This is a genomic window from Microbacterium sp. 77mftsu3.1 (assembly GCF_900100525.1).
GTDB lineage: Bacteria > Actinomycetota > Actinomycetes > Actinomycetales > Microbacteriaceae > Microbacterium > Microbacterium aquilitoris.
In genome coordinates this window covers 101,575-125,767 of record NZ_FNCR01000004.1, presented here as the reverse complement: position 1 = coordinate 125,767, position 24,193 = coordinate 101,575, and the positions used below count along the sequence as shown (strand labels likewise).

23 protein-coding genes are annotated in these 24,193 nt (G+C 68.0%); 5 read left to right on the top strand and 18 right to left on the bottom strand.

Annotated elements, in window-relative coordinates:
* The first annotated feature begins 7 nt into the window (after positions 1 to 7).
* Positions 8 to 787: a 6-phosphogluconolactonase gene (gene pgl, locus BLR68_RS11395; protein WP_018186508.1), complete on the top strand. Its 780-nt coding sequence runs from the start codon at positions 8 to 10 to the stop codon at positions 785 to 787.
* A 37-nt stretch (positions 788 to 824) separates the two neighbouring features.
* On the opposite strand, the gene BLR68_RS11390 is transcribed toward pgl, so the two are convergent.
* The 11 genes from BLR68_RS11390 to BLR68_RS11340 form a co-directional block, all read right to left on the bottom strand.
* A complete protein-coding gene (locus BLR68_RS11390; protein WP_018186507.1) occupies positions 825 to 1,181 on the bottom strand; it encodes an RNA polymerase-binding protein RbpA in 357 nt (118 codons plus the stop codon).
* On the bottom strand, positions 1,181 to 1,429 hold the full coding sequence (gene secG / locus BLR68_RS11385) for a preprotein translocase subunit SecG (protein WP_018186506.1): 249 nt from the start codon (positions 1,427 to 1,429) through the stop codon (positions 1,181 to 1,183). Before secG ends, BLR68_RS11390 begins: the two co-directional genes overlap by 1 nt.
* Positions 1,430 to 1,526: 97 nt before the next feature.
* Complete coding sequence (gene tpiA / locus BLR68_RS11380; RefSeq protein WP_018186505.1) at positions 1,527 to 2,318, bottom strand: triose-phosphate isomerase; 792 nt, start codon at positions 2,316 to 2,318, stop codon at positions 1,527 to 1,529.
* Complete coding sequence (gene pgk / locus BLR68_RS11375; protein ID WP_018186504.1) at positions 2,306 to 3,523, bottom strand: phosphoglycerate kinase; 1,218 nt, start codon at positions 3,521 to 3,523, stop codon at positions 2,306 to 2,308. The genes tpiA and pgk overlap by 13 nt, the downstream gene beginning before the upstream one ends.
* 2 nt (positions 3,524 to 3,525) lie before the next feature.
* Positions 3,526 to 4,536 (bottom strand): type I glyceraldehyde-3-phosphate dehydrogenase, encoded by a 1,011-nt coding sequence (gene gap / locus BLR68_RS11370; RefSeq protein WP_018186503.1) that lies wholly within the window; start codon positions 4,534 to 4,536, stop codon positions 3,526 to 3,528.
* Positions 4,537 to 4,673: 137 nt separating this feature from the next.
* Positions 4,674 to 5,300, bottom strand: coding sequence for a superoxide dismutase (locus BLR68_RS11365; RefSeq protein ID WP_018186502.1), 627 nt, complete (start codon positions 5,298 to 5,300; stop codon positions 4,674 to 4,676).
* Between the two features lie 113 nt (positions 5,301 to 5,413).
* Positions 5,414 to 6,391 (bottom strand): DNA-binding protein WhiA, encoded by a 978-nt coding sequence (whiA, locus tag BLR68_RS11360; protein WP_018186501.1) that lies wholly within the window; start codon positions 6,389 to 6,391, stop codon positions 5,414 to 5,416.
* Positions 6,392 to 6,447: 56 nt separating this feature from the next.
* A complete protein-coding gene (gene rapZ / locus BLR68_RS11355; protein ID WP_018186500.1) occupies positions 6,448 to 7,320 on the bottom strand; it encodes an RNase adapter RapZ in 873 nt (290 codons plus the stop codon).
* A 33-nt stretch (positions 7,321 to 7,353) separates the two neighbouring features.
* A complete protein-coding gene (gene uvrC, locus BLR68_RS11350) occupies positions 7,354 to 9,273 on the bottom strand; it encodes an excinuclease ABC subunit UvrC (RefSeq protein WP_018186499.1) in 1,920 nt (639 codons plus the stop codon).
* A gap of 1 nt (position 9,274) precedes the next feature.
* Positions 9,275 to 12,160, bottom strand: a complete 2,886-nt coding sequence (uvrA, locus tag BLR68_RS11345; protein ID WP_018186498.1) for an excinuclease ABC subunit UvrA — start codon at positions 12,158 to 12,160, stop codon at positions 9,275 to 9,277.
* 54 nt (positions 12,161 to 12,214) lie between these two features.
* Positions 12,215 to 12,655 carry a MarR family winged helix-turn-helix transcriptional regulator gene (locus BLR68_RS11340; RefSeq protein ID WP_018186497.1) on the bottom strand — a complete coding sequence of 147 codons (441 nt, stop codon included), beginning with the start codon at positions 12,653 to 12,655 and terminating at the stop codon, positions 12,215 to 12,217.
* A gap of 40 nt (positions 12,656 to 12,695) precedes the next feature.
* Here BLR68_RS11340 and BLR68_RS11335 point away from each other — a divergent pair, with 40 nt between their 5' ends.
* Positions 12,696 to 12,932, top strand: coding sequence for a hypothetical protein (locus tag BLR68_RS11335; RefSeq protein WP_018186496.1), 237 nt, complete (start codon positions 12,696 to 12,698; stop codon positions 12,930 to 12,932).
* 20 nt (positions 12,933 to 12,952) lie between these two features.
* Here the strand turns inward: BLR68_RS11335 and uvrB are convergent, their stop codons facing one another.
* From uvrB to BLR68_RS11305, 6 genes are all read right to left on the bottom strand, one after another.
* Positions 12,953 to 15,034, bottom strand: coding sequence for an excinuclease ABC subunit UvrB (gene uvrB / locus BLR68_RS11330; protein WP_018186495.1), 2,082 nt, complete (start codon positions 15,032 to 15,034; stop codon positions 12,953 to 12,955).
* Positions 15,035 to 15,095: 61 nt separating this feature from the next.
* A complete protein-coding gene (gene coaE / locus BLR68_RS11325; protein ID WP_018186494.1) occupies positions 15,096 to 15,692 on the bottom strand; it encodes a dephospho-CoA kinase in 597 nt (198 codons plus the stop codon).
* Positions 15,693 to 15,715: 23 nt separating this feature from the next.
* Entirely contained in the window at positions 15,716 to 16,903 is a 1,188-nt protein-coding gene (locus tag BLR68_RS11320; RefSeq protein ID WP_018186493.1) for a hypothetical protein, read from the bottom strand.
* Positions 16,900 to 18,552 carry a sensor histidine kinase gene (locus tag BLR68_RS11315; RefSeq protein ID WP_143015756.1) on the bottom strand — a complete coding sequence of 551 codons (1,653 nt, stop codon included), beginning with the start codon at positions 18,550 to 18,552 and terminating at the stop codon, positions 16,900 to 16,902. Before BLR68_RS11315 ends, BLR68_RS11320 begins: the two co-directional genes overlap by 4 nt.
* A 162-nt stretch (positions 18,553 to 18,714) precedes the next feature.
* Entirely contained in the window at positions 18,715 to 20,166 is a 1,452-nt protein-coding gene (rpsA, locus tag BLR68_RS11310) for a 30S ribosomal protein S1 (protein WP_018186491.1), read from the bottom strand.
* 147 nt (positions 20,167 to 20,313) lie between these two features.
* Positions 20,314 to 20,610: a YchJ family protein gene (locus BLR68_RS11305; protein WP_018186490.1), complete on the bottom strand. Its 297-nt coding sequence runs from the start codon at positions 20,608 to 20,610 to the stop codon at positions 20,314 to 20,316.
* A 215-nt stretch (positions 20,611 to 20,825) separates the two neighbouring features.
* Between BLR68_RS11305 and BLR68_RS11300 the strand changes: the two genes are divergently transcribed.
* The 3 genes from BLR68_RS11300 to BLR68_RS11290 all read left to right on the top strand — a co-directional run bounded on the left by BLR68_RS11300 (position 20,826) and on the right by BLR68_RS11290 (position 23,195).
* Complete coding sequence (locus BLR68_RS11300; RefSeq protein WP_176770686.1) at positions 20,826 to 21,362, top strand: hypothetical protein; 537 nt, start codon at positions 20,826 to 20,828, stop codon at positions 21,360 to 21,362.
* Between the two features lie 86 nt (positions 21,363 to 21,448).
* Entirely contained in the window at positions 21,449 to 22,261 is an 813-nt protein-coding gene (locus BLR68_RS11295; RefSeq protein WP_018186488.1) for a hypothetical protein, read from the top strand.
* A 16-nt stretch (positions 22,262 to 22,277) separates the two neighbouring features.
* Positions 22,278 to 23,195, top strand: coding sequence for a 5'-3' exonuclease (locus BLR68_RS11290; RefSeq protein ID WP_018186487.1), 918 nt, complete (start codon positions 22,278 to 22,280; stop codon positions 23,193 to 23,195).
* A gap of 4 nt (positions 23,196 to 23,199) precedes the next feature.
* On the opposite strand, the gene BLR68_RS11285 is transcribed toward BLR68_RS11290, so the two are convergent.
* Complete coding sequence (locus BLR68_RS11285) at positions 23,200 to 24,192, bottom strand: PHP domain-containing protein (RefSeq protein WP_018186486.1); 993 nt, start codon at positions 24,190 to 24,192, stop codon at positions 23,200 to 23,202.
* Position 24,193 lies beyond the last annotated feature (1 nt).

Genomic DNA, 24,193 nt, shown 5'->3' with positions numbered 1-24,193 from the left:
GAGTCGCATGTCGGAGTTCCGCGCGGAGAAGCGCGTCGTCGTCAGTCCGGATGCCCGGACCCTGGCCGAAGGTGTCGCGAAGCGCTTCTTCCAACGGATCTCGTCGCGCGCAAGCGAGGGGAAGACCACGCACGTCCTGCTGACCGGCGGCACGGCGGGTACGTCAGTCCTCCAGGCAGCCGGCGAAAGCTCAGCCCGTCACGATGTGGACTGGTCGAAGGTTCACTTCTGGTGGGGTGACGAGCGCTTCGTCGCGGCCGACGATCCTGCCCGCAACGAGGTGGCGGCCCGTCTCGCGTTCCTGTCGCAGATCGACGTCCCCGAGCAGAACATCCACCCGATCTCGTCAGCGGGCGCGGGTCGGAGCCATGACGAGGCCGCGACCGATTACGCTGCCGAGCTCGCGGAGTACGGTGCGGCCGGGCAGGCTTGGCCCCGATTCACCATCGCCTTCCTGGGTGTGGGACCGGACGGGCACATCGCCTCGCTGTTTCCGGACCGGAGCGAGATCGGCGACACCGACCACTCGGTCCTCGCCGTGCGGGACTCCCCCGTGCCACCGTCCGACCGGATCACCCTGACGCGACCGGTCATCAACTCGTCCCGACGGGTGTGGCTCGTCCTGCCCGGTACGGACAAGGCATCGGCGCTGGGGCTGGCCCTCGCCGGCGCGAGCTACCACTCGGTCCCCGCGGCCGGCGCGAAGGGGCGGAAGCAGACCGTGTTCTTCGTGGATGAGGCTGCCGCGAAGAACGTCCCGGAGGAACTGATAGACCCCGAGTTCTGAACGAACCCGGGGTCTGTCGTGGTGCGTCGAGCGCCGCTCAGTCCTGACCGCGCCGCTCGCGCAGCTGCTGCAGAGCGTCGCCGAGGATCGACTCCGCTTCTTCGTCGGAGCGCCGCTCCTTCACGTACGCGAGGTGCGTCTTGTACGGCTCGGTCTTGGCCAGCGCCGGCGGATTGGCCTTGTCGCGACCTGCCGGAAGACCGGAGTGCGGCGAGTCGATCGTCTCGGGGATCTCGTCCTCGGCGATGCCGGCTGCGAAATAGCGCACCGTCTCGTTTCCGAGGGCATCCCAGTACGAGACCGCCACACGGTCGGCGTGGTGACCGTGGTCCTGCTCCCCCATCGGGCCCGCACCCACGCGGGTGCCCCGAATCGCGTTCCCCCCGGTCGCCATCAGATGCTCTGGAACTTCGTGATCAGGCCGAGGGCCACGATCGAGACGAACCACACGAGCGCCAGGACGACCGTGAAGCGGTTGAGGTTGCGCTCAGCGAGGCCCGAAGAGCCCATCGCCGAGCTCATACCGCCGCCGAACATGTCGGAGAGGCCGCCGCCGCGGCCCTTGTGCAGAAGGATCAGGAGCGTGAGCAGGAGGCTGGTGAGTCCCAGCAGCACCTGCAGCACAAGCTGGAGGATGTCCACAGTCGTTGAAAGCCTTTCGGGTCGCCGAATAACTCGGCGTTCGCACGAGTATACCGGCTGAGCGGTGCGACGCCGTGAGACGCCGCACCGCTCGAGGTCATACGCCGACGTGCTTCTGGTATCGGATGATCGCGGCGAACTCGTCCGCCAGCAGGCTCGCACCGCCGACGAGGGCTCCATCGACGTCGGGCTCGCGCATGAAGCTGGCGATGTTGCCCGACTTGACCGATCCGCCGTAGAGGATGCGGGTGCGCTCGGCTGCGGCATCCCCCAGGGAATCCGCGACCACCGATCGCAGCGCCGCGCAGACTTCCTGAGCCTGCTCGGGCGATGCGACCTGACCGGTGCCGATCGCCCAGACGGGCTCGTACGCCACGACGATGTCCGCGTCCGACGCGACACCCTCGAGGGCGGCGCGCAGCTGCGCGACGGATACGGCCGTGGGGCCGGACTCCTCGCGCTGCTCGAGCGTCTCACCGACGCAGATCACGGGCACGAGACCGTGCCGGAGCGCGGCCTGCACCTTTCCGGCGACGATCTCGTCGGACTCCGCGTGGTACTCGCGACGCTCCGAGTGACCGATGATCACGTAGTGCACGTCGAGCTTCTTCAGGAACGCGCCCGAGACCTCGCCCGTGTACGCCCCGGAGTCCTTCGCCGACACGTCCTGCGCGCCGAGGGCGAACGGGATCTTGTCGGCGTCCATGAGCGTCTGCACGGTGCGAATGTCGGTGAACGGCGGGAAGACCGCCACCTCGACCGAGTCGGTCTCGTGCGCCGCATCCTTCAGCGTCCAATGCAGCTTCTGGACGAACGCGACCGCCTGCAGGTGGTCGAGGTTCATCTTCCAGTTGCCGGCGATGAGCGGCTTACGGGTCACGCTTCCCATCCGAGGATCTCCAATCCGGGCAGCTTCTTACCCTCGAGGAACTCGAGGCTGGCTCCACCACCGGTGGAGATGTGGCCGAAATCGTCGTCGGCGAAGCCGAGCTGCCGGACGGCAGCGGCCGAATCGCCGCCGCCGACGACCGACAGACCGTCGACCTCGGTGAGCGCCTGTGCGACCGTCTTCGTCCCGGCGGCGAAGGCCTCCATCTCGAACACGCCCATCGGGCCGTTCCAGAAGACCGTCTTCGCGCCGCGGATCGCCTCGGCGAACTGCTCCGCCGTCTTCGGGCCGATGTCCAGTCCCATGCCGTCGGCACCGAAGTCGGTGTCCTCGAGGGCGTCGGCGGATGCCACGACGTGGTCCGCGTCCGCCGCGAAGCCCGACGCCATCACGGCGTCGACCGGCAGGATCAGCTCGACGCCGCGCTCGCGCGCCGTCTCCATGTAGCCGCGGACGGTGTCGAGCTGGTCGACCTCGAGGAGGCTCTTGCCGACCTTGTGGCCCTGGGCCGCGAGGAAGGTGAAGAGCATGCCGCCGCCGACGAGGATCTTGTCCACGCGCGGCAGGAGGTGCTCGATGACGCCGAGCTTGTCGCTGACCTTGGAACCGCCCAGAACGACCGCGTAGGGACGCTCAGGGCGTTCGGTGAGGCGGTCGAGGACGTCGACCTCCTTCTCGATCAGAAGGCCGGCAGCGGACGGCAGGAGCTCGGCGAGGTCATAGACCGACGCCTGCTTGCGGTGCACGACACCGAACCCGTCCGAGACGAGCGCGTCGCCGTGGGCGGCGAGCTGCTCGGCGAAGGCGCGGCGGGCCGAGTCATCCTTAGCCGTCTCCCCCGCGTTGAAGCGGAGGTTCTCGAGGACGGCGACCTGACCGTCCGCGAGGGCGGCGACGACGTCACGAGCCGAGTCGCCGACGGTGTCGGTCGCGAACGCGACCTCCTGGCCGAGCAGCTCGGACAGACGCGACGCGACCGGAGCGAGGCTGTACTTCGCGTCCGGTGCGCCGTCGGGGCGGCCGAGGTGGGAGACCGCGATGACGCGCGCCCCCTGCTCGACCAACGCGCGGAGCGTGGGGATGGCCGCACGCACGCGGCCATCGTCCGTGATGACGCCGTCCTTCAGGGGGACGTTGAAGTCGACACGGACGATGACGCGCTTGCCTGCGAGCGAACCCAGCGAATCGAGGGTGCGCAGAGCCATCGTCAGAGCTTGCTGGCGACGAGCTCGGTGAGGTCGACGAGGCGGTTCGAGTAGCCCCACTCGTTGTCGTACCAGGACGAGATCTTGACCAGGTTGCCCGACACGTTGGTCTGGCCGGCGTCGAACACCGACGAGTGCGGGTCGAGCTGGATGTCGCTGGAGACGATCGCGTCGGTGTTGTACTTCATGTATCCGACGAGGTCGCCCTCGGCAGCGGCCTTCTCGAACGCGGCGTTGATGACCTCGGCGGTCAGGCCCTCGGTCGGGGTGACGACCGTGAGGTCGACGATCGAGCCGGTGGGCACGGGCACGCGGTACGACGAGCCGCTGAGCTTGCCGTTCAGCTCGGGCAGGACCAGGCCGATGGCCTTCGCGGCACCGGTCGCGGCGGGGACGATGTTGATCGCCGCGGCGCGGGCGCGGTGCAGGTCGCCGTGGGGGCCGTCCTGGAGGTTCTGGTCGGCGGTGTAGGCGTGGGCCGTCATCATGAAGCCGCGCTCGATGCCGAAGTTGTCGTTGAAGACCTTGGCGATGGGCGCGAGGCAGTTCGTGGTGCAGGACGCGTTCGAGATGACGTGCATCGTCTCGGAGTCGTACGTGCCGTCGTTGACGCCCATGACGAACGTGCCGTCGACGTCGGTGCCGGGAGCCGAGATGATGACCTTCTTGGCGCCGCCGGCGATGTGCTTCTTGGCGTCTGCGGCCTTGGTGAAACGACCGGTCGACTCGATGACGATGTCGACGCCCAGGTCGCCCCAGGGGAGGTTGGCGGGGTCGCGCTCTTCGAAGACCTTGATGGTCTTGCCGTTGACCGTGATCGAGTCCTCGGTGTACGAGACCTCGGCGTCGAGGCGACCGCCGACGGAGTCGTACTTGAGGAGGTGAGCGAGGCTCTTGTTGTCGGTGAGGTCGTTCACCGCCACGATCTCCAGGTCAGCTCCCTGCGCGAGCGCCGCGCGAAGGAAGTTGCGTCCGATACGGCCGAAGCCGTTGATGCCGATCTTGACAGACACGTTGTCTCCCGTTTTTCTTCGCGCACGCCCCATGAACGGGGTCGACCCGCGATGTGCTGGAAATGAGAGAGGATGCCGGGGCTCAGCCCCCGTTGCCGGGAGGAGCCCGGCATCCTCACCTGTGAACGACCCTACTACTAGAGCAGGCCCGCCGTCTTCTCACGCGCGGCGTCGAGACGCTGTGCGACGTTCTGCCAGTTCGCGATGTTCCACGCCGCCTTGACGTAGTCCGCCTTGACGTTGAGGTAGTCGAGGTAGAAGGCGTGCTCCCACATGTCGAGCTGGAAGATCGGGAGGGTGCCCTGCGCCGTGTTCGACTGCTGGTCGAAGAGCTGCTGGATGATGAGCTGCTCACCGATCGGATCCCAGCTGAGCACGGCCCAGCCCGATCCCTGGATGCCGGTGGCTGCCGCCGTGAAGTGCGCCTGGAACTTGTCGAAACCGCCGAAGAACTCGTCGATCGCCGAACGGAGCTCGCCCTCGGGCTCGCCGCCGCCACCCTGCGACGCAGGAGCGAGGTTGGTCCAGAAGATCGAGTGGTTGACGTGTCCGCCGAGGTTGAACGCGAGGTCCTTCTCGAGCTTGTTGACGTTCGCGAGGTTGCCGGTCTCGCGCGCCTCGGCGAGCTGTTCGAGGGCGGTGTTCGCGCCCGTCACGTAGGCCTGGTGGTGCTTCGAGTGGTGAAGCTCCATGATCTTGCCACTGATGCTCGGCTCGAGAGCGGAGTAGTCGTACGGGAGCTCAGGCAGGGTGTACTTCGCCATGTCCTCTTCCTTCTGTCGGTGCTGCGCACACGGCGCAGCCGGTCGGATTCATCCTATTGAGGGCCAACCCACCGGGCACCCGGTTGCTTCCCGGGAAGAGGGGATGTATCCCGTCAGTCTTCGAGGCCGGCAGGAACGGCGGACTCGGTGTCCGGGATGCCATCCTGCGCGGCCTTCTTGTCGGCCATGGCGAGGAGGCGCCGGATGCGGCCCGCCACGGCATCCTTCGTCATCGGCGGATCGGCGTGGTGGCCGAGCTCGTCGAGACTCGCGTCCCGATGGGCGAGGCGCAGATCTCCGGCCTGCTTCAGGTGGTCCGGCACGGTGTCGCCGAGGATCTCGAGCGCGCGCTCGACGCGGGCGCAGGCGGCGACGGCTGCCTGCGCGGAGCGACGAAGGTTCGCGTCGTCGAAGTTGACGAGGCGGTTCACGCCGGCACGCACCTCCCTGCGCTGGCGCATCTCCTCCCACGCGGCGGCGGTCTTCTGCGCGCCCATCATGAGCAGGGTGGCGCGGATGGCCTCGCCGTCGCGGACGACGACACGGGGCACGCCGCGCACTTCCCGGGCCTTCGCGGCGATCCCGAGGCGGTGAGCGGCGCCCACGAGCGCCATGGCGGCCTCCCCCGAAGGGCAGGCGACTTCGAGGGCGGCGGAGCGCCCCGGATCCGAGAGGCTGCCCGCGGCGAGGAACGCCCCGCGCCACACGGCGGCCAGGTCGGGACGGGCGCCGGTGGTGAGCTTGTTGGGGAGACCGCGGACCGGGCGTCGTCGGTTGTCGAGCAGTCCGGTCTGCCGGGCGAGGGTCTCGCCGCCCTCGATGACGCGGACGGCGACGAGGTTGGCGGAGCGCCCACCCGACGACTGCACGTGGGCGAGTTCAGGGCGGACGCCGTAGATCTCGACGAGGTCGCGGGCGACCCGGCGGGCGAGCACGTCCGTCTCGACCTCGGCCTCGACGGCGACGCGGCCGGCGATCGAGTGGAGGCCGCCGGAGAAGCGCAGGATCGTGGTGAGTTCTGCGACGCGTGCGGTGGGCCGCGGGTCTCGCACCGAGGTGAGTTCCGTCTTCACGTCAGCAGTCAGCGGCACGGGGATCCTTCGGTGGGGGCGATCGGGGACAAAGGATCAGCTTACTCGCGCACTGCTCACTCGCGACCCAGGTCACGGTGCGTGACCCTCACCGCGACACCCTGCTCCACGGCCAATCGTTCGGCGAGCTCGATCGACGTGACGACCGAGCGGTGCTTGCCTCCGGTGCATCCGATGGCGATGACGGAGTGGCGCTTGTTCTCCCGCTGATAGCCCTGCAGGACCGGGTGGAGGGCGGCGGCATAGGCGTCGATGAACTCTCTCGCACCGTCCTGGCCGAGGACGAAGTCCCGCACGTCCTCGTCCTCCCCCGTCAGGGCCCGCAGCGATGGCTCCCAGTACGGGTTGGGCAGGAAGCGCATGTCCGCCACGAGGTCGACGTCGGGCGGGAGCCCGTACTTGAAGCCGAAGCTCATGACCGTGACCGTGTGACGGGCATCCCCGTCGGCACTGAAGAGATCGACGATCCGATTCGCCAGCTGGTGGATGTTCAGCCCGCTCGTGTCGACGATGACATCCGCCGCTTCGCGGATGGCGGCGACGCGTTCGCGCTCCCGCCGGATGCCGTCGAGGATCGTCCCCTCGCCCTGGAGCGGGTGCGGCCGTCGCACCGCCTCGAACCGGCGGACGAGGACGTCGTCGGAGGCATCCAGGAACAGAACGCGCAGCTGGCGTCCGTCGCGGAGCGATCGGGTCACCGACGGCAGCTCGCCGAACAGCTGGCGACCGCGAACGTCCACGACCGCTGCGACCTTGGGCAGGGCATCCGCCGCGAGAGCGGTGAGATCGAGCAGGTGGGACAGCATCTGCGGCGGGAGGTTGTCCACGACGTACCAGTCGAGGTCCTCGAGGGCGTTCGCCGCTGTGGTGCGTCCTGCCCCGGACATGCCGGTGACGATCAGGACCTCGCCCGCCGTCTGGCCGTTCATGCCCGTCCCGCCTTCCACGCGTGTGATCCCAGCCTAACCACCGGATCCGGCAGTGACCGACCCAACCGCCAGATGCGAGTGGATGCTGGAGGCCAGACGCGGACCGATACCGGGAAGCTCCTGGATCTCCTCCGGGGTCGCTTGCTTCAACTTGCTGACCGATCCGAAGTGCCGGAGCAGCGCCTTGATGCGCGCCTCCCCGAGGCCCGGGACCTCGGCCAGGACCGTGGTGATGTCGCGTCCGCGCTTCTTGCGCTGATGCGTGATCGCGAAGCGGTGAGCCTCGTCGCGCAGGCGTTGCAGCAGGTACAGGGCCTCGGAGGACCGCGGGAGGATGACCGGGAAGTCGTCGTCCGGCAACCAGACCTCCTCGAGGCGCTTCGCGATCCCGCAGAGCGCGATCTCTTCGTGACCTGCGTCGCGCAGGGCCCGAGCGGCGGCCGCCACCTGCGGCTGGCCGCCGTCGACGAGGAGCAGCTGAGGACGGTAGGCGAAGCGGGGCCGCTTGCGCGTGGTGTCCACCTCACCGTCAGCCATCGGATCGATAGCCTCCTGCTCCGCCTCATCGCGGTCGATGTGGGCCAGACGCCGCATGAGCACCTGGTACATCGAGTCGGTGTCGTCGGTGGTCTCGCTGACCGAGAAGGAACGGTACTGATCCTTGCGGGGCAGGCCGTCCTCGAACACCACCATCGAGGCGACCACACCCGTCCCCCCGAGGTGCGAGACGTCGAAGCACTCGATCCGCAGCGGCGCCTCGGACATCCCCAGCGCCTCCTGCAGATCGGTGAGCGCCTTGGTGCGGGACGTGTAATCGCTCGTCCTGCGGGTCTTGTGGAGCATGAGCGCCTGCTGCGCGTTGAGGGTCGCCGTGCGCATGAGGTCCGCCTTCTGACCGCGCTGCGCGATCTGGACGGCGACCTTCTTGCCGCGCCGGGACTGCAGCCACTCCTCGAGCTCCGCGGTGTCGTCGGGCAGAGTCGGGACGAGCACCTGACGCGGAATGTCCTCGGCCCCGGCGGCTCCGTACGCGCGCTGGAGGATCTGGTCGACCAGCTCCGGGCCGGAGATGTCGAGCTCCTTGTCGATCGTCGTCGCGCGCACGCCGCGCACCCGCCCGCCGCGGACGATGAAGTGCTGCACCGCCGCGGACAGCTCGTCCTCGGCGACACCGAAGAGATCGGCATCCGTGTCCTCGCTGAGGACGAGCGCGCTGCGGTTCAGGACGGCGTCGAGGGCCTGCAGCTTGTCGCGGTAGGAGGCCGCGGTCTCGTAGTCCATCGCGGCCGCCGCTTCGCGCATACGCGCTTCCATCCGCTTCGTGTAGCGCTTGTCGCTGCCCGACATGAAGGCGATGAAGTCGTCGACGATCGCGCGATGCTCCTCGATGGTGACCTTCATCGAGCACGGGCCGCCGCATCGGCCGATCTGGCCGGGGAAGCACGGCCGCCCCGTCGCCATCGCCTTCTTGTACGACGAGTCACTGCACGTGCGGATCGGGAACACCTTGATCAGCTGATCGATCGTGTCGTGGACCGCCCACACCTTGGGGTACGGGCCGAAGTACTTCGCACCACGGATGCGGCGGTTCCGTGTCACGATCACCCGCGGCGCCTCGTCGCCGAGAGTCACCGCCATGTACGGGTAGGACTTGTCGTCCTTGTACCGGACGTTGAACGGCGGCGAGTACTCCTGGATCCACGTGTACTCGAGTTGCAGCGAATCGATGTCGGTCGCCACGACCGTCCACTCGACCTTCGCGGCCGTCGTGACCATGCGCCGCGTGCGCTCGTGCAGCGTGTGCAGCGGGGCGAAGTAGTTCGACAGCCGCGCCCGCAGGTTCTTCGCCTTGCCGACGTACAGGATCCGGCCATCCGCGTCGAGGAACCGATAGACGCCGGGGTCGGTGGGGATCTCCCCCGGCTTCGGCTTGTACGGCAGGACGGACGCCACCTCAGCCCGCCTTGCGCGCGGGCGCCACGTCCAAGAGCTCGGCGAGGAACTGACCCGTGTGGCTCTCGGGAACCGCCGCGACCTGCTCCGGCGTGCCGGTCGCGACGATCGTACCGCCGCCGGACCCGCCCTCGGGGCCGAGGTCGATGACCCAGTCCGACGACTTGATGACGTCGAGGTTGTGCTCGATGACGAGGACCGAGTTGCCCTTGTCGACGAGGCTGTTCAGGACCTCGAGCAGGCGCTGGACGTCCTCGAAGTGGAGACCCGTGGTCGGCTCGTCGAGCACGTAGATCGTCCTGCCGTTCGACCGACGCTGGAGTTCGGTGGCGAGCTTGACACGCTGAGCCTCGCCGCCCGAGAGCGTCGTCGCGGACTGCCCGAGCCGGACGTAGCCCAGGCCGACGTCGACGAGCGTCTTGAGGTACCGGTGGATCGCCTGGATCGGTTCGAAGAACTCGGCCGCCTCGGAGATCGGCATGTTGAGGACCTCGGCGATGTTCTTGCCCTTGTAGTGGACCGTCAGGGTGTCGCGGTTGTAGCGCTGGCCGTGGCACACCTCGCAGTCGACGTAGACGTCGGGCAGGAAGTTCATCTCGATCTTGATCGTGCCGTCGCCCGAGCACGCCTCGCAGCGTCCACCCTTGACGTTGAAGCTGAAGCGCCCGGGCTGGTAGCCGCGCGTCTTCGCCTCGGTCGTCTCGGCGAACAGCGACCTGATCCGGTCGAAGACGCCGGTGTACGTGGCCGGGTTCGAGCGGGGCGTCCGTCCGATGGGTGCCTGATCGACGTGGACGACCTTGTCGAGGTGCTCGAGGCCGGTCACGCGGGTGTGCTTGCCGGCGACGCGACGTGCCCCGTTGAGCTTGGTCGCGAGGACTTCGTAGAGGATGCCGTTCACGAGAGACGACTTGCCCGACCCGCTCACCCCCGTCACGGCGGTCAGGACGCCCAGCGGGAAGTCCACCGTGACGTTCTGGAGGTTGTTCGCGCGCGCACCGACGACACGCAGCTGCCGGCCCTTGTCGATCTTCCGACGCTTCTTCGGCATGGCGATCGCACGGCGTCCGCTGAGGTAGGCGCCCGTGATCGATTCCTCGTCGGTCAGGAGCTGGTCGACGGGACCGGAGTGGACCACGTTGCCGCCTTCGACACCCGCGCGCGGGCCGATGTCGACGATCCAGTCGGCCGCGTGGATGGTCTCTTCGTCGTGCTCGACGACGACGAGCGTGTTCCCAAGACTCTTGAGTCGCACGAGCGTCTCGATGAGTCGACGGTTGTCGCGCTGGTGGAGCCCGATCGAGGGCTCGTCGAGGACGTAGAGCACCCCCGTCAGGCCGGAGCCGATCTGCGTCGCCAGACGGATGCGCTGCGCCTCGCCACCCGAGAGCGAACCGGCGGCGCGACTGAGGCTCAGGTAGTTCAGTCCCACCTGGATGAGGAAGTCGAGACGGGCGCGGATCTCGCGGAGCACCGCGGCCGCAATCGTCGCCTCGCGATCGGTGAGGGCCATGTCGGCGAAGAATGCCTGCGCCTCGCCGAGGCTCAGCCGCGAGGCATCCGCGATCGAGTGCCCGTGGACGAGGACCGAGAGGACCTCGGGCTTGAGACGGTCGCCGTTGCAGACGGGGCACGGCACTTCGCGCAGGAACTCGGACCACCGCTGTCGCTGCGTGTCGGTCTCGGCCTGAGTGAACTGACGCTCGATGTAGGGGATCACTCCCTCGAACCCGGACGCGTACCGCATCTCACGTCCGTAGCGGTTCTTCCACTTGACCGTGACCTTGTAGTTCTCGCCCGAGAGGACCGCGTCCTGGATGTCGGCGGGCAGGTCCTTCCACGGGGTGTCGAGGGAGAAGCCGAGGTCGTCGGCGAGCCCGACGAGCAGACGCTCGTAGTACTGGAACAGGCCCTTGCCCTGCGTCGTCCACGGGACGATGACTCCCTCGGCGATGGAGAGCTCCTCGTCGCCGAGGAGCAGCTCGGTGTCGACGGACATACGCGTGCCCAGCCCGGAGCACGCCGGGCAGGCGCCGAACGGCGCGTTGAACGAGAACGTGCGCGGCTCGATCTCGGTGAGCTGGAGCGGGTGGCCGTTCGGACAGGCCAGCTTCTCGCTGTAGCTCTGCCAGGCGTCGTCACCCTCTTCGTCGACGAAGTTGACCTGCAGGATGCCGCCGGCCAGGCCGAGCGCCGTCTCCACCGAGTCGGTGACACGGGTCAGGATGTCGGGGCTCGCCACGAGGCGGTCGACGACGACTGCGATGTCGTGCTTGTAGCTCTTCTTCAGCGTCGGGGGCTCGGCCAGCTGCACGGCCTCGCCGTCGACGATCGCGCGGGCGTAGCCCTTCGCCGACAGCTCCTTGAAGAGGTCGACGAATTCGCCCTTCTTCTGCGAGACGACGGGAGCGACGATCTGATACCTCGTCCGCTCGGGCAGCTCCATGAGCTGATCGGCGATCTGCTGGACCGTCTGGCGCTGGATGCGCTCACCGCACTCGGGGCAGTGGGGCACGCCGACCCGCGCCCACAGCAGTCGCATGTAGTCGTTGATCTCGGTGATCGTGCCCACCGTCGACCGAGGGTTCCGGTTGGTCGACTTCTGGTCGATCGAGACGGCAGGGCTGAGTCCTTCGATGAAGTCGACGTCCGGACGGTCCACCTGACCCAGGAACTGCCGCGCGTAGGAGCTGAGCGACTCGATGTACCGGCGCTGACCCTCGGCGAAGATGGTGTCGAAGGCGAGGCTCGACTTGCCCGACCCGGACAGGCCGGTGAACACGACGAGCGAGTCGCGCGGGATCTCGAGGTCGACGTTCTTCAGATTGTGGACGCGAGCGCCGCGGACACTGAGTTTGGAGGCGTGGGGAACGGGGACGATGGGCACCGGTCAATCCTAGGTTGGGCCACCGACACGGGCTCCGGTCTTCGCTCCGGGCGATCAGTCCGCTACCGTCGCCCGCCCTCCGGCGAAGGGCTGCAGGCCGTCACGGAGACGCGCCACGTCGCCGATGCCGAGCCCGACCCGCTCCATGATCTGTCGGGGCACGTCGAGGGCGCGTTCGCGCAACGCACGTCCGTCCTCGGTCAGCTCGATGTCGAGGACGCGCTCATCGCTCGTGCGGCGACGACGGGCGACACGCCCCTGCGATTCGAGGCGCTTGATCGTCGGGGAGAGACTCGCCGGCTCGACGGCGAGGGTCGAGGCCAACTCCCCCAGCGACTGGGGCGCCTTCTCCCACAGTGCGAGCATCACGAGGTACTGCGGATGGGTGAGGCCGAGCGGTTCGAGAACCGGCCGGTAGATCGACACGACGTTCCGCGCCGCCGTCACGATCGCGAAGCAGAGCTGGCTCTCCAGCTTCAGCACGTCTTCGTCCATCATGGTCCTCACTCCCCTAATAGTTAGTACACTAATCATTATGAACGAGGAACGGGAATCACGGCCGCCGCTGCGTCAGCGGATTCGGGCCGCCGGCGGGTTCTACTCGTGGTGGAACAGCCGCCTCATCCGTTACGCCGGTCCCGCGTCGGTGGGTCCGTACGAGAGCGAGCCGGAGCCGGTCCGCACGGAGCGCGCCTGCCCCCTGTGCGGGCAGCCGATGTCGCAGCACACGTTCGACCGCTCCGGCGAGCGCCCCCTCATGCACTGCCCCTGATCGGCGATGGAGCGGGCCGGTCAGGCGTGACCGGCCCGCTCCATCGCCCGCAGCTCCTTCTTGAGGTCTTGGACCTCGTCGCGAAGCCGGCCGGCGAGTTCGAACTTGAGCTCGTCCGCCGCCGCGAGCATCTGGCGGGTGAGGTCCTCGATGGTCGCCTCGAGCTGGTTCGCCCCCTCGGCGGCGATGCCTTCGCGCCGCAGCTGCGGGGTCGGACTCTTGCCCTTGCCCGACTTCGTCTTGCTCTTGCCGCGGCTGTCCATCATGTCGCGCGTGTCACTCGCCTCTCGCGCGAGGGCGTCGGTGATGTCGGCGATCTTCTTGCGCAGCGGCTGCGGATCGATGCCGTGCTCGAGGTTGTAGGCGATCTGCTTCTCGCGGCGTCGTTCCGTCTCATCGATGGCCGCGGCCATCGAATCGGTGATCCTGTCGGCGTACATGTGCACTTCACCCGACACGTTTCGCGCGGCGCGACCAATCGTCTGGATGAGGGAGGTGCCGGATCGTAGGAAGCCCTCCTTGTCGGCATCCAGGATCGCCACGAGGGACACCTCCGGAAGGTCGAGACCTTCACGCAGGAGGTTGATGCCGACGAGCACGTCGTAGACGCCCTGGCGGAGCTCGGTCAACAGCTCGACGCGACGGAGCGTGTCGACGTCGGAGTGGAGATAGCGCACGCGCACCCCGTGCTCGCCGAGGAAGTCGGTGAGCTCCTCGGCCATCTTCTTCGTGAGCGTCGTCACGAGGATGCGCTCGTCCTTTCCGACGCGGATGCGGATCTCCTCGAGCAGGTCGTCGATCTGTCCCTTCGACGGCTTGACGATGATCTCCGGGTCGATGAGACCCGTCGGCCGGATGATCTGCTCGACGACGCCGTCGGCGATCCCCATCTCGTACTTCCCCGGAGTCGCGGAGAGGTAGACCGTCTGCCCGATGCGCTGTTTGAACTCGTCGAAGCGCAACGGACGGTTGTCCATCGCGCTCGGCAGCCGGAAGCCGTGGTCGACGAGGGTGCGCTTGCGGGAGGCATCCCCCTCGTACATGGCGCCGATCTGCGGCACGGTGACGTGGGACTCGTCGATCACCAGCAAGAAGTCGTCGGGGAAGAAGTCGAGGAGCGTGTGCGGAGCCTCCCCCGGCATCCGGCCGTCGATGTGCCGCGAGTAGTTCTCGATGCCGGAGCAGAAGCCGAGCTGCTGCAGCATCTCGAGGTCGAACGTCGTGCGCATGCGCAGACGCTGCGCCTCGAGGAGCTTGCCCTGCGATTCGAACTCCTTGAGACGCTCCTCGAGTTCGTGCTCGATCGTCCCGATCGCGCGCTGCACGGTGTCGGTACCCGCAACGTAGTGGGATGCGGGGAAGATCGGCACGCTGTCGAGCTTCTGCACGACGTCGCCGGTGAGCGGATGCAGCATGTACAGGGCTTCGATCTCGTCGCCGAACAGCTCGATCCGCACCGCGAACTCCTCGTACACGGGGATGATCTCGATGGTGTCGCCGCGCACGCGGAAGTTGCCTCGCGAGAAGTCGACGTCGTTGCGGTTGTACTGCATCGCGATGAACTTGCGGATGAGGGCGTCGCGGTCGTACCGCTCCCCCACCTGCAGCGCCACCATCGCGCGGAGGTACTCCTCCGGCGCGCCGAGGCCGTAGATGCACGAGACGGTCGACACCACGACCACGTCGCGACGACTCAGCAGCGAGTTCGTCGTCGAGTGGCGCAGGCGCTCGACCTCGGCGTTGATCGAGGAGTCCTTCTCGATGAATGTGTCCGTCTGCGGGACGTAGGCCTCGGGCTGGTAGTAGTCGTAGTAGCTGACGAAGTACTCGACGGCGTTGTTCGGCAGGAGGTCGCGGAACTCGTTCGCGAGCTGCGCCGCCAGCGTCTTGTTGTGCGCCATCACGAGGGTCGGCCGCTGCACCTGCTCGATGAGCCACGCTGTCGTGGCGGACTTTCCGGTACCGGTGGCTCCGAGCAGGACGACGTCGGTCTCGCCCGCGTTGATGCGCGCGGCGAGGTCGGCGATCGCCTGCGGCTGGTCGCCGCTCGGGACGTACTCGCTGATGACCTCGAACGGCCGGACGGATCGCGTGGTCTGCATGGATCCAGCGTAGGCCGGGGTCCCGACACCGGCTCCGGCGTTCGCCGTCGGCGTGGGCGGGTCAGGCCGTGAGGCGAGCCCAGAGGTCATCGGTCTGCGCGAGCGTCTCGTCGATCGAGCCCGCCGTGTCGATGACGACGTCCGCGATCGCCAGACGCCGCGCGTCGTCGACTTGCGCCGCCAGCCTCGCGTCCGCCTCCGCCTCTGTCATCCCACGAAGGGAGATCAGCCGTTCCCGGCGGAGCGCGACGGGTGCGTGGGCGACGACGATCAGCTCCCAGGGGTCCTCCGCGCGAGCCTCGAGCAGGAGCGGCACGTCGTAGACCACGACGGCTCGCGGGTCGGCGTCGACCGCAGCGCGGAAGCGCCGTGCCGACTCCTCGCGCACGGCGGGGTGCACGATCGCGTTGAGTCGAGCCACGGCATCCGGATCACCGAAGACCCGAGAGGCGAGGCCTGCACGGTCGAGCTCGCCCGCCGCTGTCAGCACGTCCGGCCCGAACTCCGCCGCGATCGCGTCAAGGACCGGAGAGCCGGGCTGTTGAACGTCCCGGACGATCGCATCCGCGTCGACGACTACCGCCCCGCGCTCGGCCAGCCGGCGAGCGATGGTGGACTTCCCCGATGCGATTCCGCCGGTCAACGCGATGAGTGGCACCCCTCGAGGATGCCACGGACCGCCTACGTCAGGTGAGAACGCGCCTCATCCAGTCCGCCGAAGAGGACGGATGCCTCGAGGCTCCGCGACGCGCGCACCGCGGCGCCGCGCGCCGACTCCATCAGCACGTCCGTGTCGTAGCCGACGGTCTCGGTCAGTCCGATGCCGACACCGACGACGGGCAGGAGTCCGGTCGGGTTGCCGGCGAGGTCGTCGATGCAGCCGCGGTAGATCACCGCGCCCTGACGACGCGCATCGGCCGCGGTGCTGGCGACACCGCAGACCGCGAGTGTGGAATCGCCGTCCTCGCCCACGAACGCCGAGGCCGGCGCGTGTCGACGCACGGACCGGCGCCATTGGGCGGCGAGCTCGTCGGCGGCATCCGACCCGAAGGCGGCCGCCATTTCATCGAGTCCGTCGACGTGGACGACGATCACGCTGACGAGCTCCTGACGCCACCCGGCGCGCTCCGCCATGTCGCGAAGCGCGTCGCGGTAGGTCCGCCCGAGCAGGATGCCGTCGGAGGCCACGCCGTTCTCACTGAGCCATTCGTAACGCTGCGTCGCGCTCTTGGTCGCGCGCAGGATCGAGGTGACGACGACCGCGACCATGGTCAGGACGACCGTCGCGATGTTCGCCGAGATGGAACCGAACCAGGTCTGGAAGAACGCGCCCTCCGGCCCGTCGATGACGAAGCAGAGGAGCCGGGCGGCGTAGTACGCGGCTGCGGCGAAGAGGACACCTGTGAGCAGCTTCGCATTGCCGATGCGTCCCATGGGCCTCCGCAGCGCCTCCCAGCCACCCGCGAGGAAGAACAGCACGATGTGGGCGGCCATGACGGTCCACCCGCCCCATGCTCCATCGACCGGAACGCGGATGACGGCCGCCAGGAACGTCGTCACCGCGAGGACGCCGACGACCACCGACGGCCAGGTGATTGGGCGGTCGTTGAAACGTCGATTGCCGAGCCACATGAACGCCGGAGTGAGGACGAATGCGGAGTTCCCGATCGCGATGGCGATCTCGCCCCCGATGCCGGCGGCCCAGGAGATGTACGCGAAGGCGGTCGCCGTGCCGCACAGGTACGCGACCGCCCACAGTCGGCCCGCGCCAGCGTCGCGCCGCCGCAGGGTCTCGATGACGAAGATGCCCGTCGCCACGAACGCGACCAGGGCCGTCATGACGGTCACCGAGAAGAGGTCGAGCTTCATGCGGCCCCCTCCTGAGCGGCAACGGGCGTACTGGTCGCATGCGCGGGGAGCCTGACCATGAAGGTCGTCCCGACTCCCTTCGTCGAGGTGACGGTGATGTCGCCGCCGTGCGCGCGCGCGATCTCGCGGCTGATCGCGAGCCCCAGACCCGTCCCGGCGACCCCGGATTCGGCTCGGAAGAACCGCTCGAACAGCCTGTCCTGATCCTCCGGCGAGAGCCCGATCCCCGTGTCGCGCACGAGGAACCAGGAGACATCGCCGTCCGTCGCACTGTTCAGCGTGATCGAGCCGCCGTCACGGTTGAACTTGATCGCGTTGCTGATGAGGTTGTCGACGACCTGACGCACGCGCGCGGGGTCGATGAACGCCGGGGTGTCGCCGACCTCGTCCACATCGATGCGGATGGCTCGCTCGCGGGCGATCGGGGCGAGGTCGGATGCCGCCGCCCGCACGACCGCGCCGAGGTCGTGGAGGACGGGGGATATCGTCACCTCGGCCGACATCCTCGAGGCGGTCGACGCGGCGAGGATCCCCGACACGATGCCGAGAAGCCTCTCGCTGTTGCGATAGGCGACATCGACCTGCCGGTGCACGTTCTCGGGCAGGTCCTCGGTGTCGAGCACCAGTTCGAGGTAGCCGATGATCGAGGTCAGCGGTGTGCGCAGCTCGTGCGACACCGACGCGACGAGACTGTCGCGCGCCTTCAGAGCAGTCCGCTCGTCGGTCACGTCGCGCGCGACGAGGACGACGCCCGCAGGGTTGCCGTCGGCATCCCGCATCCGTCGCGCGGTGAGACTGAGGGCCGCGCGACGCGAGTCGGACACGGAATACCAGACGACGACGTCATCGAACGTCTCGCCCCGGACGATGCGGGCCAGTGGCCGATCCTCGGAGGACAGCGGCGTCTCGCCGTCTGCGGCGAAAATCGTCTCGCTGCCATCGGTTCTGCCGAACCCCGGGATGCGTCGCTGGAACCGTCCGAGGGCATCGTTGACGAAGGTGATCTCGCCGTCCGCGCCGATTCGGAGCACGCCGAAGTCGACGGTGTCGAGCACCTCGGTCAGCAGTTGCTCCTGGCGGCTGGCATGCCGGAGGGCGGCCACCAGGCGCTCAGCTTGCCGGTCGAGCAGCGCGCGCTGAGCAAGGAAGCGTCGAGTGGCGTTGTACGTCGACGCGCCGATCGCGATGACGACGGCCGGGAGGACGATGACGGCCCAGGTGAGCTGGAAGTCCGGAACGAACAGGAGTGCGGCCCAATACGACCCGATGGATCCGACGCATGCGACGACGAACCACAACCGCCCCATCGACGACAGCCACATCGTGGGAAAGGCCCACAGGAGACCGATACCCGGGACATCCGAGGTCCGCATGAGCCCGATCGCGACGATGTCGCACAGTGGGATGACCGCGACCCACGAAGGGTGCAATCGCGACCAGGGGACGGCGAGACTGGCGATGGCCGCGACGATGACGAGCACCGCACCGGGAGCGAACTGGGGCGCGTCGGGCAGCCATCCGGCGGGGATGCCGGAGAGGAAGATCACTGCGACGATCGCCGTGAGGAGCAACTGGTTGTTCGCCGCGACTCGATCGCGGAGCTCGGTCAGCGGGAGCTGACGGGACGGCGCATCGAAGAGTCGGCGCATTCGCGTGCCCGTCCTGTCGGACGACGATCGATCTGCGGTCGATCCCTCGTTCTCCTGCGCCACACCTGCACGTTACCGGGCTACCGGCGGCGCGGCATCCGCCCGGGAACGACCGAGGGGCCGGAGCACATGGCTCCGACCCCTCGATTCAGTGGGTGTCGATCAGCGACCGGACAGCTTCTCGCGGAGAGCAGCCAGCGCCTCGTCGTCGGCGAGGGTGCCTGCACCGTTCGAGACCTCGGACGAGAAGGACGACGAACCCGAGTCGGCGGGAGCAGCGGCCTCGGCCTCGAGGGCCTTGGCGACGGCAGCCTTGTGGGCTTCCCAGCGACCCTGAGCAGCGGCGTACTCGGCCTCCCAGGCGAGGCGGGCCTCGTCGAAGCCTTCCTTCCACTGGTTGGTCTCGGGGTCGAAGCCCTCGGGGTACTTGTACTCGCCGTTCTCGTCGTACTCGGTGACCATGCCGTACAGCGCCGGGTCGAACTCGGTGCCGTTGGGGTCGACCGATTCGTTCGCCTGCTTGAGCGAAAGCGAGATGCGGCGACGCTCGAGGTCGATGTCGATGATCTTGACGAAGACCTCTTCACCGACGGAGACGACCTGCTCGGCGAGCTCGACGTGCTTGCCCGAGAGCTCGGAGATGTGCACGAGGCCCTCGATGCCGTCGGCGACGCGGACGAACGCACCGAACGGGACGAGCTTGGTGACCTTGCCCGGAGCGACCTGACCGATCGCGTGGGTACGGGCGAAGACCTGCCACGGGTCCTCCTGCGTCGCCTTCAGCGACAGCGAGACGCGCTCGCGGTCCAGGTCGACCTCGAGGATCTCGACGGTGACTTCCTGACCGACCTCGACGACCTCGGATGCGTGCTCGATGTGCTTCCACGAGAGCTCCGAGACGTGGACGAGACCGTCGACGCCACCGAGGTCGACGAACGCGCCGAAGTTGACGATCGACGAGACGGTGCCCTTGCGGACCTGACCCTTGTGGAGGTTGTTGAGGAAGTTCGAGCGCGACTCGGACTGCGTCTGCTCGAGCAGGGCGCGGCGCGACAGGACGACGTTGTTGCGGTTCTTGTCGAGCTCGAGGATCTTGGCCTCGATCTCCTGGCCGAGGTACGGCGTGAGGTCGCGGACACGGCGGAGCTCGATGAGCGAGGCGGGGAGGAAGCCGCGGAGGCCGATGTCGACGATGAGACCACCCTTGACGACCTCGATGACCGAACCGGTGACGACGCCGTCGTTCTCCTTGATCTTCTCGACGTCTCCCCAGGCACGCTCGTACTGTGCGCGCTTCTTGGAGAGGATCAGGCGGCCTTCCTTGTCCTCCTTCTGGAGGACGAGGGCCTCGACCTGGTCGCCGACGTTGACGACCTCGTTGGGGTCGACGTCGTGCTTGATCGACAGCTCGCGCGAGGGGATGACGCCCTCGGTCTTGTAGCCGACGTCGAGGAGGACCTCGTCGCGGTCGATCTTGACGACGGTGCCTTCGATGAGGTCTCCGTCGTTGAAGAACTTCAGGGTCTTCTCGACCGCGGCCAGGAAGTCCTCAGCAGATCCGATGTCGTTGATGGCGACCTGCTTGGTGGCCGGGGCGGTCGTTGCGTTAGTCATGTAGGGGGTTGTCCTTGGATGGTGTTGTATTCGGGCCCAGGAGCTCATCCGCACGAGGACGCGCGGAAGCCGATCGGGGCAAGGTGGTTGGTGTTGCGATGCTGCGCGGGCGCGGCACAGGTGCCACGCGTGCGACGCTCCAGGGTATCAGACAGCGCTGACGTAATACCAGACGCCCGAGCGCCGCACGAAGCGGCTGTCCTCCTCCATGACGTGGGGATCGCCTGCGTCACCGTCGACCCAGTGGGCGCGGAAGCGCACCCTGCCGGAGCGACCGTCCTCCGACGTGTTCGCGCTGAGGATGTCGAGCCGCGTCCAGGTGACCGCGTCATCGAGCGAGAGGTCGTCGGGCCTGGTCCCAGGGAACCACGTGTCAAGCAGGTGGCGCGCATCGCCGAGCGCGAAGGCGGTGTACCTCGAACGCATCAGGTCTTCGGGCGTCACGGCGGCATGACCGTCGAGAACGGGTCCGCAGCACGACCCGAACGGGCGCCGACCGCAAGGACATGGTGCGTCGAGCGCGACCCGACGTCGCCGACGAGCGGATGCCGCAGCCCCGAACGACATGGTCCCTCCCCATATCCGCGAATGACGTCAGCGAGCCTACGCGCTGTGGAGAATCGCTCGCCCGGCGGCCCGCTTTCATTACCGTGGACCGCATGATCGCTCGACGTTCCGCAGTGCTGCTCGCCACGGTCGCGCTCGTCACCGCCCTCGCGGCCTGCGCACCGGCTGCCGCCCCGAAACCCTCCCCCACGCCGACAGGGTTCGCATCGAAGGAGGAGGCGTTCGCCGCCGCCGAGAAAACGTACCGGGAGTATGTAGATGCACTCAACGAGGTAGATCTGTCGGACCCGGCAACGTTCGAGCCGGTGTTCTCGGTGATGGCCGGCAGTGCCGTTGAGAACGAGCGGAAAACACTGAGCGAGTACCACGCCGAGAAAATGACAGTGGAGGGTCAGGCGCGCATCACCAAGCTTGAACCGCTCGAGTGGATGCCAGAGGATGGGCGGGCGAAGTTGGGCGGCTGCCTCGATGTTTCCGAAATCGATGTAGTGAACCCGTCAGGAAAGTCCATCGTCAGCGACAGCCGTCCCGATGTTCAGAGTGTCTTGATCACACTCGAGTCGGACATTCGGACTAGAGCTTTCAAGATCGTCTCGCTCGACGGACGCGACGGGGAACCCTCGTGCTAGCTAGTGCCATCGCAATCACATTATTTCTGAGCCCCGTCGCGCAGGCGTCACCCGGCTCGTCGAGTGACTGCAGTGCCGGAGGATGGGTGACGACCTGTGACCCTTCGAACAACGGCTCCTCCGTCTCGATCGGCGCGACGCGCGAATCCGCTTCAGCACCCGCCGTCCCAGATCGCGGCTCGAACCGCGGCGGAGGCGGAGGCGGCGGCGGCTCGGTGAACGTCCCTCCCCCGCCCCCGGACCCCGACGCCTACTACCCCGGCGCACGAACCCGCGACGAGTGGCTCGCGCAGTGCGCATTCGACCAGGCGTGCGCGGACGCGGTCGTGGCCCCGGGCGGAGCACCGCTCCTGGGAACCGAACAGGCCGACCAGCAGCCCGCCGACCCGGCTCCCGCGCCGGCGGCGCCCGACCCGACCACCGCGACGATCGAGGACGTCGCGCAGTTCGCGCCCCAGCCGCCGCGGGTCATCGGCGAACCGGACGGTGTGGGGGTGGTCGGGATGCCCACGAACTTCGTCGTCGACGCCGCCGAGCACACCGTCACCGGCCGGATCTTCGACGTCCCCGTGACCGTCCGCTTCACGCCCGTCTCGTACGCCTTCGACTACGGCGACGGGAGCACGCGCGAGACGACCTCACCGGGAACGTCGTGGGACGATCTCGACGTCCCACAGTTCACCGCGACGGACACCAGCCACAGCTACGGCGCAGCCGGGGAGTACGAGGCGAGCGTGACGATCCGCTACGCGGCGGAAGCGGATGCCGGCGGCGGCTGGTTCCCGATCGCCGGACTCCTGGAGCTCAACACGCCGACCACCGTCATCCGCGTCGTCGAGGTGGACACGGCACTCGTGGAACGCACCTGCGACGAGGACCCGAGCGGTCCCGGCTGCTGAGTGCGAGGATGAGCGCGTGACCGACCGCCTCATGCTGCTCGACTCCGCCAGCCTCTACTTCCGCGCGTTCTACGGCGTGCCCGACACGGTGAAGGCGGCAGACGGTCGTCCTGTGAACGCCGTCCGCGGCTTCCTCGACATGATCGCGAAGCTCGTCGACACGTATGAGCCGACACACCTCGTCGCCTGCTGGGACGACGATTGGCGGCCGCAGTGGCGCGTCGATCTCATCCCGTCCTACAAGACGCACCGCGTCGCCGAGGCGGTGGCGTCGGCCCCCGACGTCGAGGATATCCCCGACCCTCTCGAGAGCCAGGTCCCGGTGATCCGTGAAGCGCTCGGCACACTCGGCATCCCGATCATCGGCGCTCCGGACCACGAGGCCGATGACGTCATCGGGACGCTCGCGTCGACGAACACCATCCCCGTCGACGTGGTGACCGGCGACCGCGACCTGTTCCAGCTCGTCGACGACGACCGTGGCGTCCGCGTCATCTACACGGGCCGCGGGATGAGCAAGCTCGAAGTACTCACCGACGCCGTCGTCGTCACGAAATACGGCGTCCTCCCATCGCAGTACGCCGACTTCGCCGCGATGCGAGGCGACGCGTCCGACGGACTCCCGGGTGTCGCCGGCATCGGCGAGAAGACTGCGGCGACGCTGCTGGCCGCGCACGGCGATCTCACCGGCATCCGGAGCGCTGCCGAGGCCGGCGAAGGGATGAGCGCGGGCGTCAGGGCGAAGATCCTCGCTGCCTCCGACTACCTCGACGTCGCGCCGCGCGTGGTCGAGGTCGTGCGGACGCTCGATCTACCGCCCGTGGATGCCCGCATCACCGCGCCGGACGAGGAGGCGGTGGCGCAGTTGGCGGGCACCTGGTCACTCGGATCCTCGGCGACCCGCGCACGGGCAGCGCTCACCGCCCGGGCCTGACCTCTCAGCTCGTCGACGCCCATTCACGGAGTCGCTCGAGCGGCCACGTGGTGATGACGCGGTCAGCGGGCACACCGGCGCGCTCCGCGCGCGCCGCGCCATGGTCCAGCAACGACAGCTGCCCCGGGGCGTGCGCGTCCGAGTCGATCGAGAAGAGGCATCCGATCTCGATCGCGAGGGCGAGCAGATCGTCCGGCGGATCCTCCCGATCCGGGCGGGAGTTGATCTCGAGCGCGGTGCCGTGTTCGGCGCACGCTTCGAAGACGGCTCTCGCATCGAACACCGACGGCGGACGGGTCCCCCGCGCCCCCGACACGAGGCGGCCGGTGACATGGCCCAGCACGTCGACGCGGGGATCGGATGCCGCAGCCACCAGGCGGCGCGTCATCGGCGCCTGCTCCATCCGCAGGGCGGAATGCGCGGACGCGACGACGATGTCGAGGGATTCGAGGAGATCGTCCTCCTGGTCGAGGGAGCCGTCGTCGAGGATGTCGACCTCGATCCCGCTCAGCAGGGTGAACGTCTCGTCGCAGAAATCAGGGATGAGTGCGAGCTGCTCGCGGAGCCGCTCCGCAGACAGTCCGCGCGCCACCCTGAGCCTCGGCGAATGGTCGGTCAGAGCGAGGTAGTCATGGCCGAGCGAACGCGCGGCGTCGACCATCGATTCGATCGATGTCAACCCGTCGGACCACTCCGAGTGGGCGTGCAGATCGCCCCGCAGGAGCGGACGCAATGCCGACACCTCGGTGGGCGCGACTCGTTCCCGCAGGTCCGCAAGGTAGGTCGGCACGCGCCCGGAAAGCGCCTCCGAGATCACGGCGAAGGTGGAGGCGCCGATGCCTTTCCGGGCGCGCAGGCGGGAGACGTCCGCCCACTCAGCAGGGCTCAGACGCGCGAGGGAGTCTGCGGCTGCTCGGAAGGCCTTCGACTTGTACCGGGACGCGCGATCGCGCTCGAGGAGCTCCGCGATCTCCGTGAGGGCTTCGATCGGGTCCACG

Bases quoted from the DNA above. Each gene is read 5' to 3' on its own strand.
- BLR68_RS11315 (WP_143015756.1), bottom strand. From the start codon at position 18,552: ATGCGCCGACTCTTCGATGCGCCGTCCCGTCAGCTCCCGCTGACCGAG.
- pgk (WP_018186504.1), bottom strand. From the start codon at position 3,523: ATGGCTCTGCGCACCCTCGATTCGCTGGGTTCGCTCGCAGGCAAGCGC.
- uvrB (WP_018186495.1), bottom strand. From the start codon at position 15,034: ATGCAGACCACGCGATCCGTCCGGCCGTTCGAGGTCATCAGCGAGTAC.
- BLR68_RS11365 (WP_018186502.1), bottom strand. From the start codon at position 5,300: ATGGCGAAGTACACCCTGCCTGAGCTCCCGTACGACTACTCCGCTCTC.
- BLR68_RS11340 (WP_018186497.1), bottom strand. From the start codon at position 12,655: ATGGACGAAGACGTGCTGAAGCTGGAGAGCCAGCTCTGCTTCGCGATC.
- BLR68_RS11320 (WP_018186493.1), bottom strand. From the start codon at position 16,903: ATGAAGCTCGACCTCTTCTCGGTGACCGTCATGACGGCCCTGGTCGCG.
- BLR68_RS11335 (WP_018186496.1), top strand. From the start codon at position 12,696: ATGAACGAGGAACGGGAATCACGGCCGCCGCTGCGTCAGCGGATTCGG.
- rapZ (WP_018186500.1), bottom strand. From the start codon at position 7,320: ATGAACGGCCAGACGGCGGGCGAGGTCCTGATCGTCACCGGCATGTCC.
- rpsA (WP_018186491.1), bottom strand. From the start codon at position 20,166: ATGACTAACGCAACGACCGCCCCGGCCACCAAGCAGGTCGCCATCAAC.
- BLR68_RS11300 (WP_176770686.1), top strand. From the start codon at position 20,826: ATGATCGCTCGACGTTCCGCAGTGCTGCTCGCCACGGTCGCGCTCGTC.
- tpiA (WP_018186505.1), bottom strand. From the start codon at position 2,318: ATGGGAAGCGTGACCCGTAAGCCGCTCATCGCCGGCAACTGGAAGATG.
- pgl (WP_018186508.1), top strand. From the start codon at position 8: ATGTCGGAGTTCCGCGCGGAGAAGCGCGTCGTCGTCAGTCCGGATGCC.
- BLR68_RS11390 (WP_018186507.1), bottom strand. From the start codon at position 1,181: ATGGCGACCGGGGGGAACGCGATTCGGGGCACCCGCGTGGGTGCGGGC.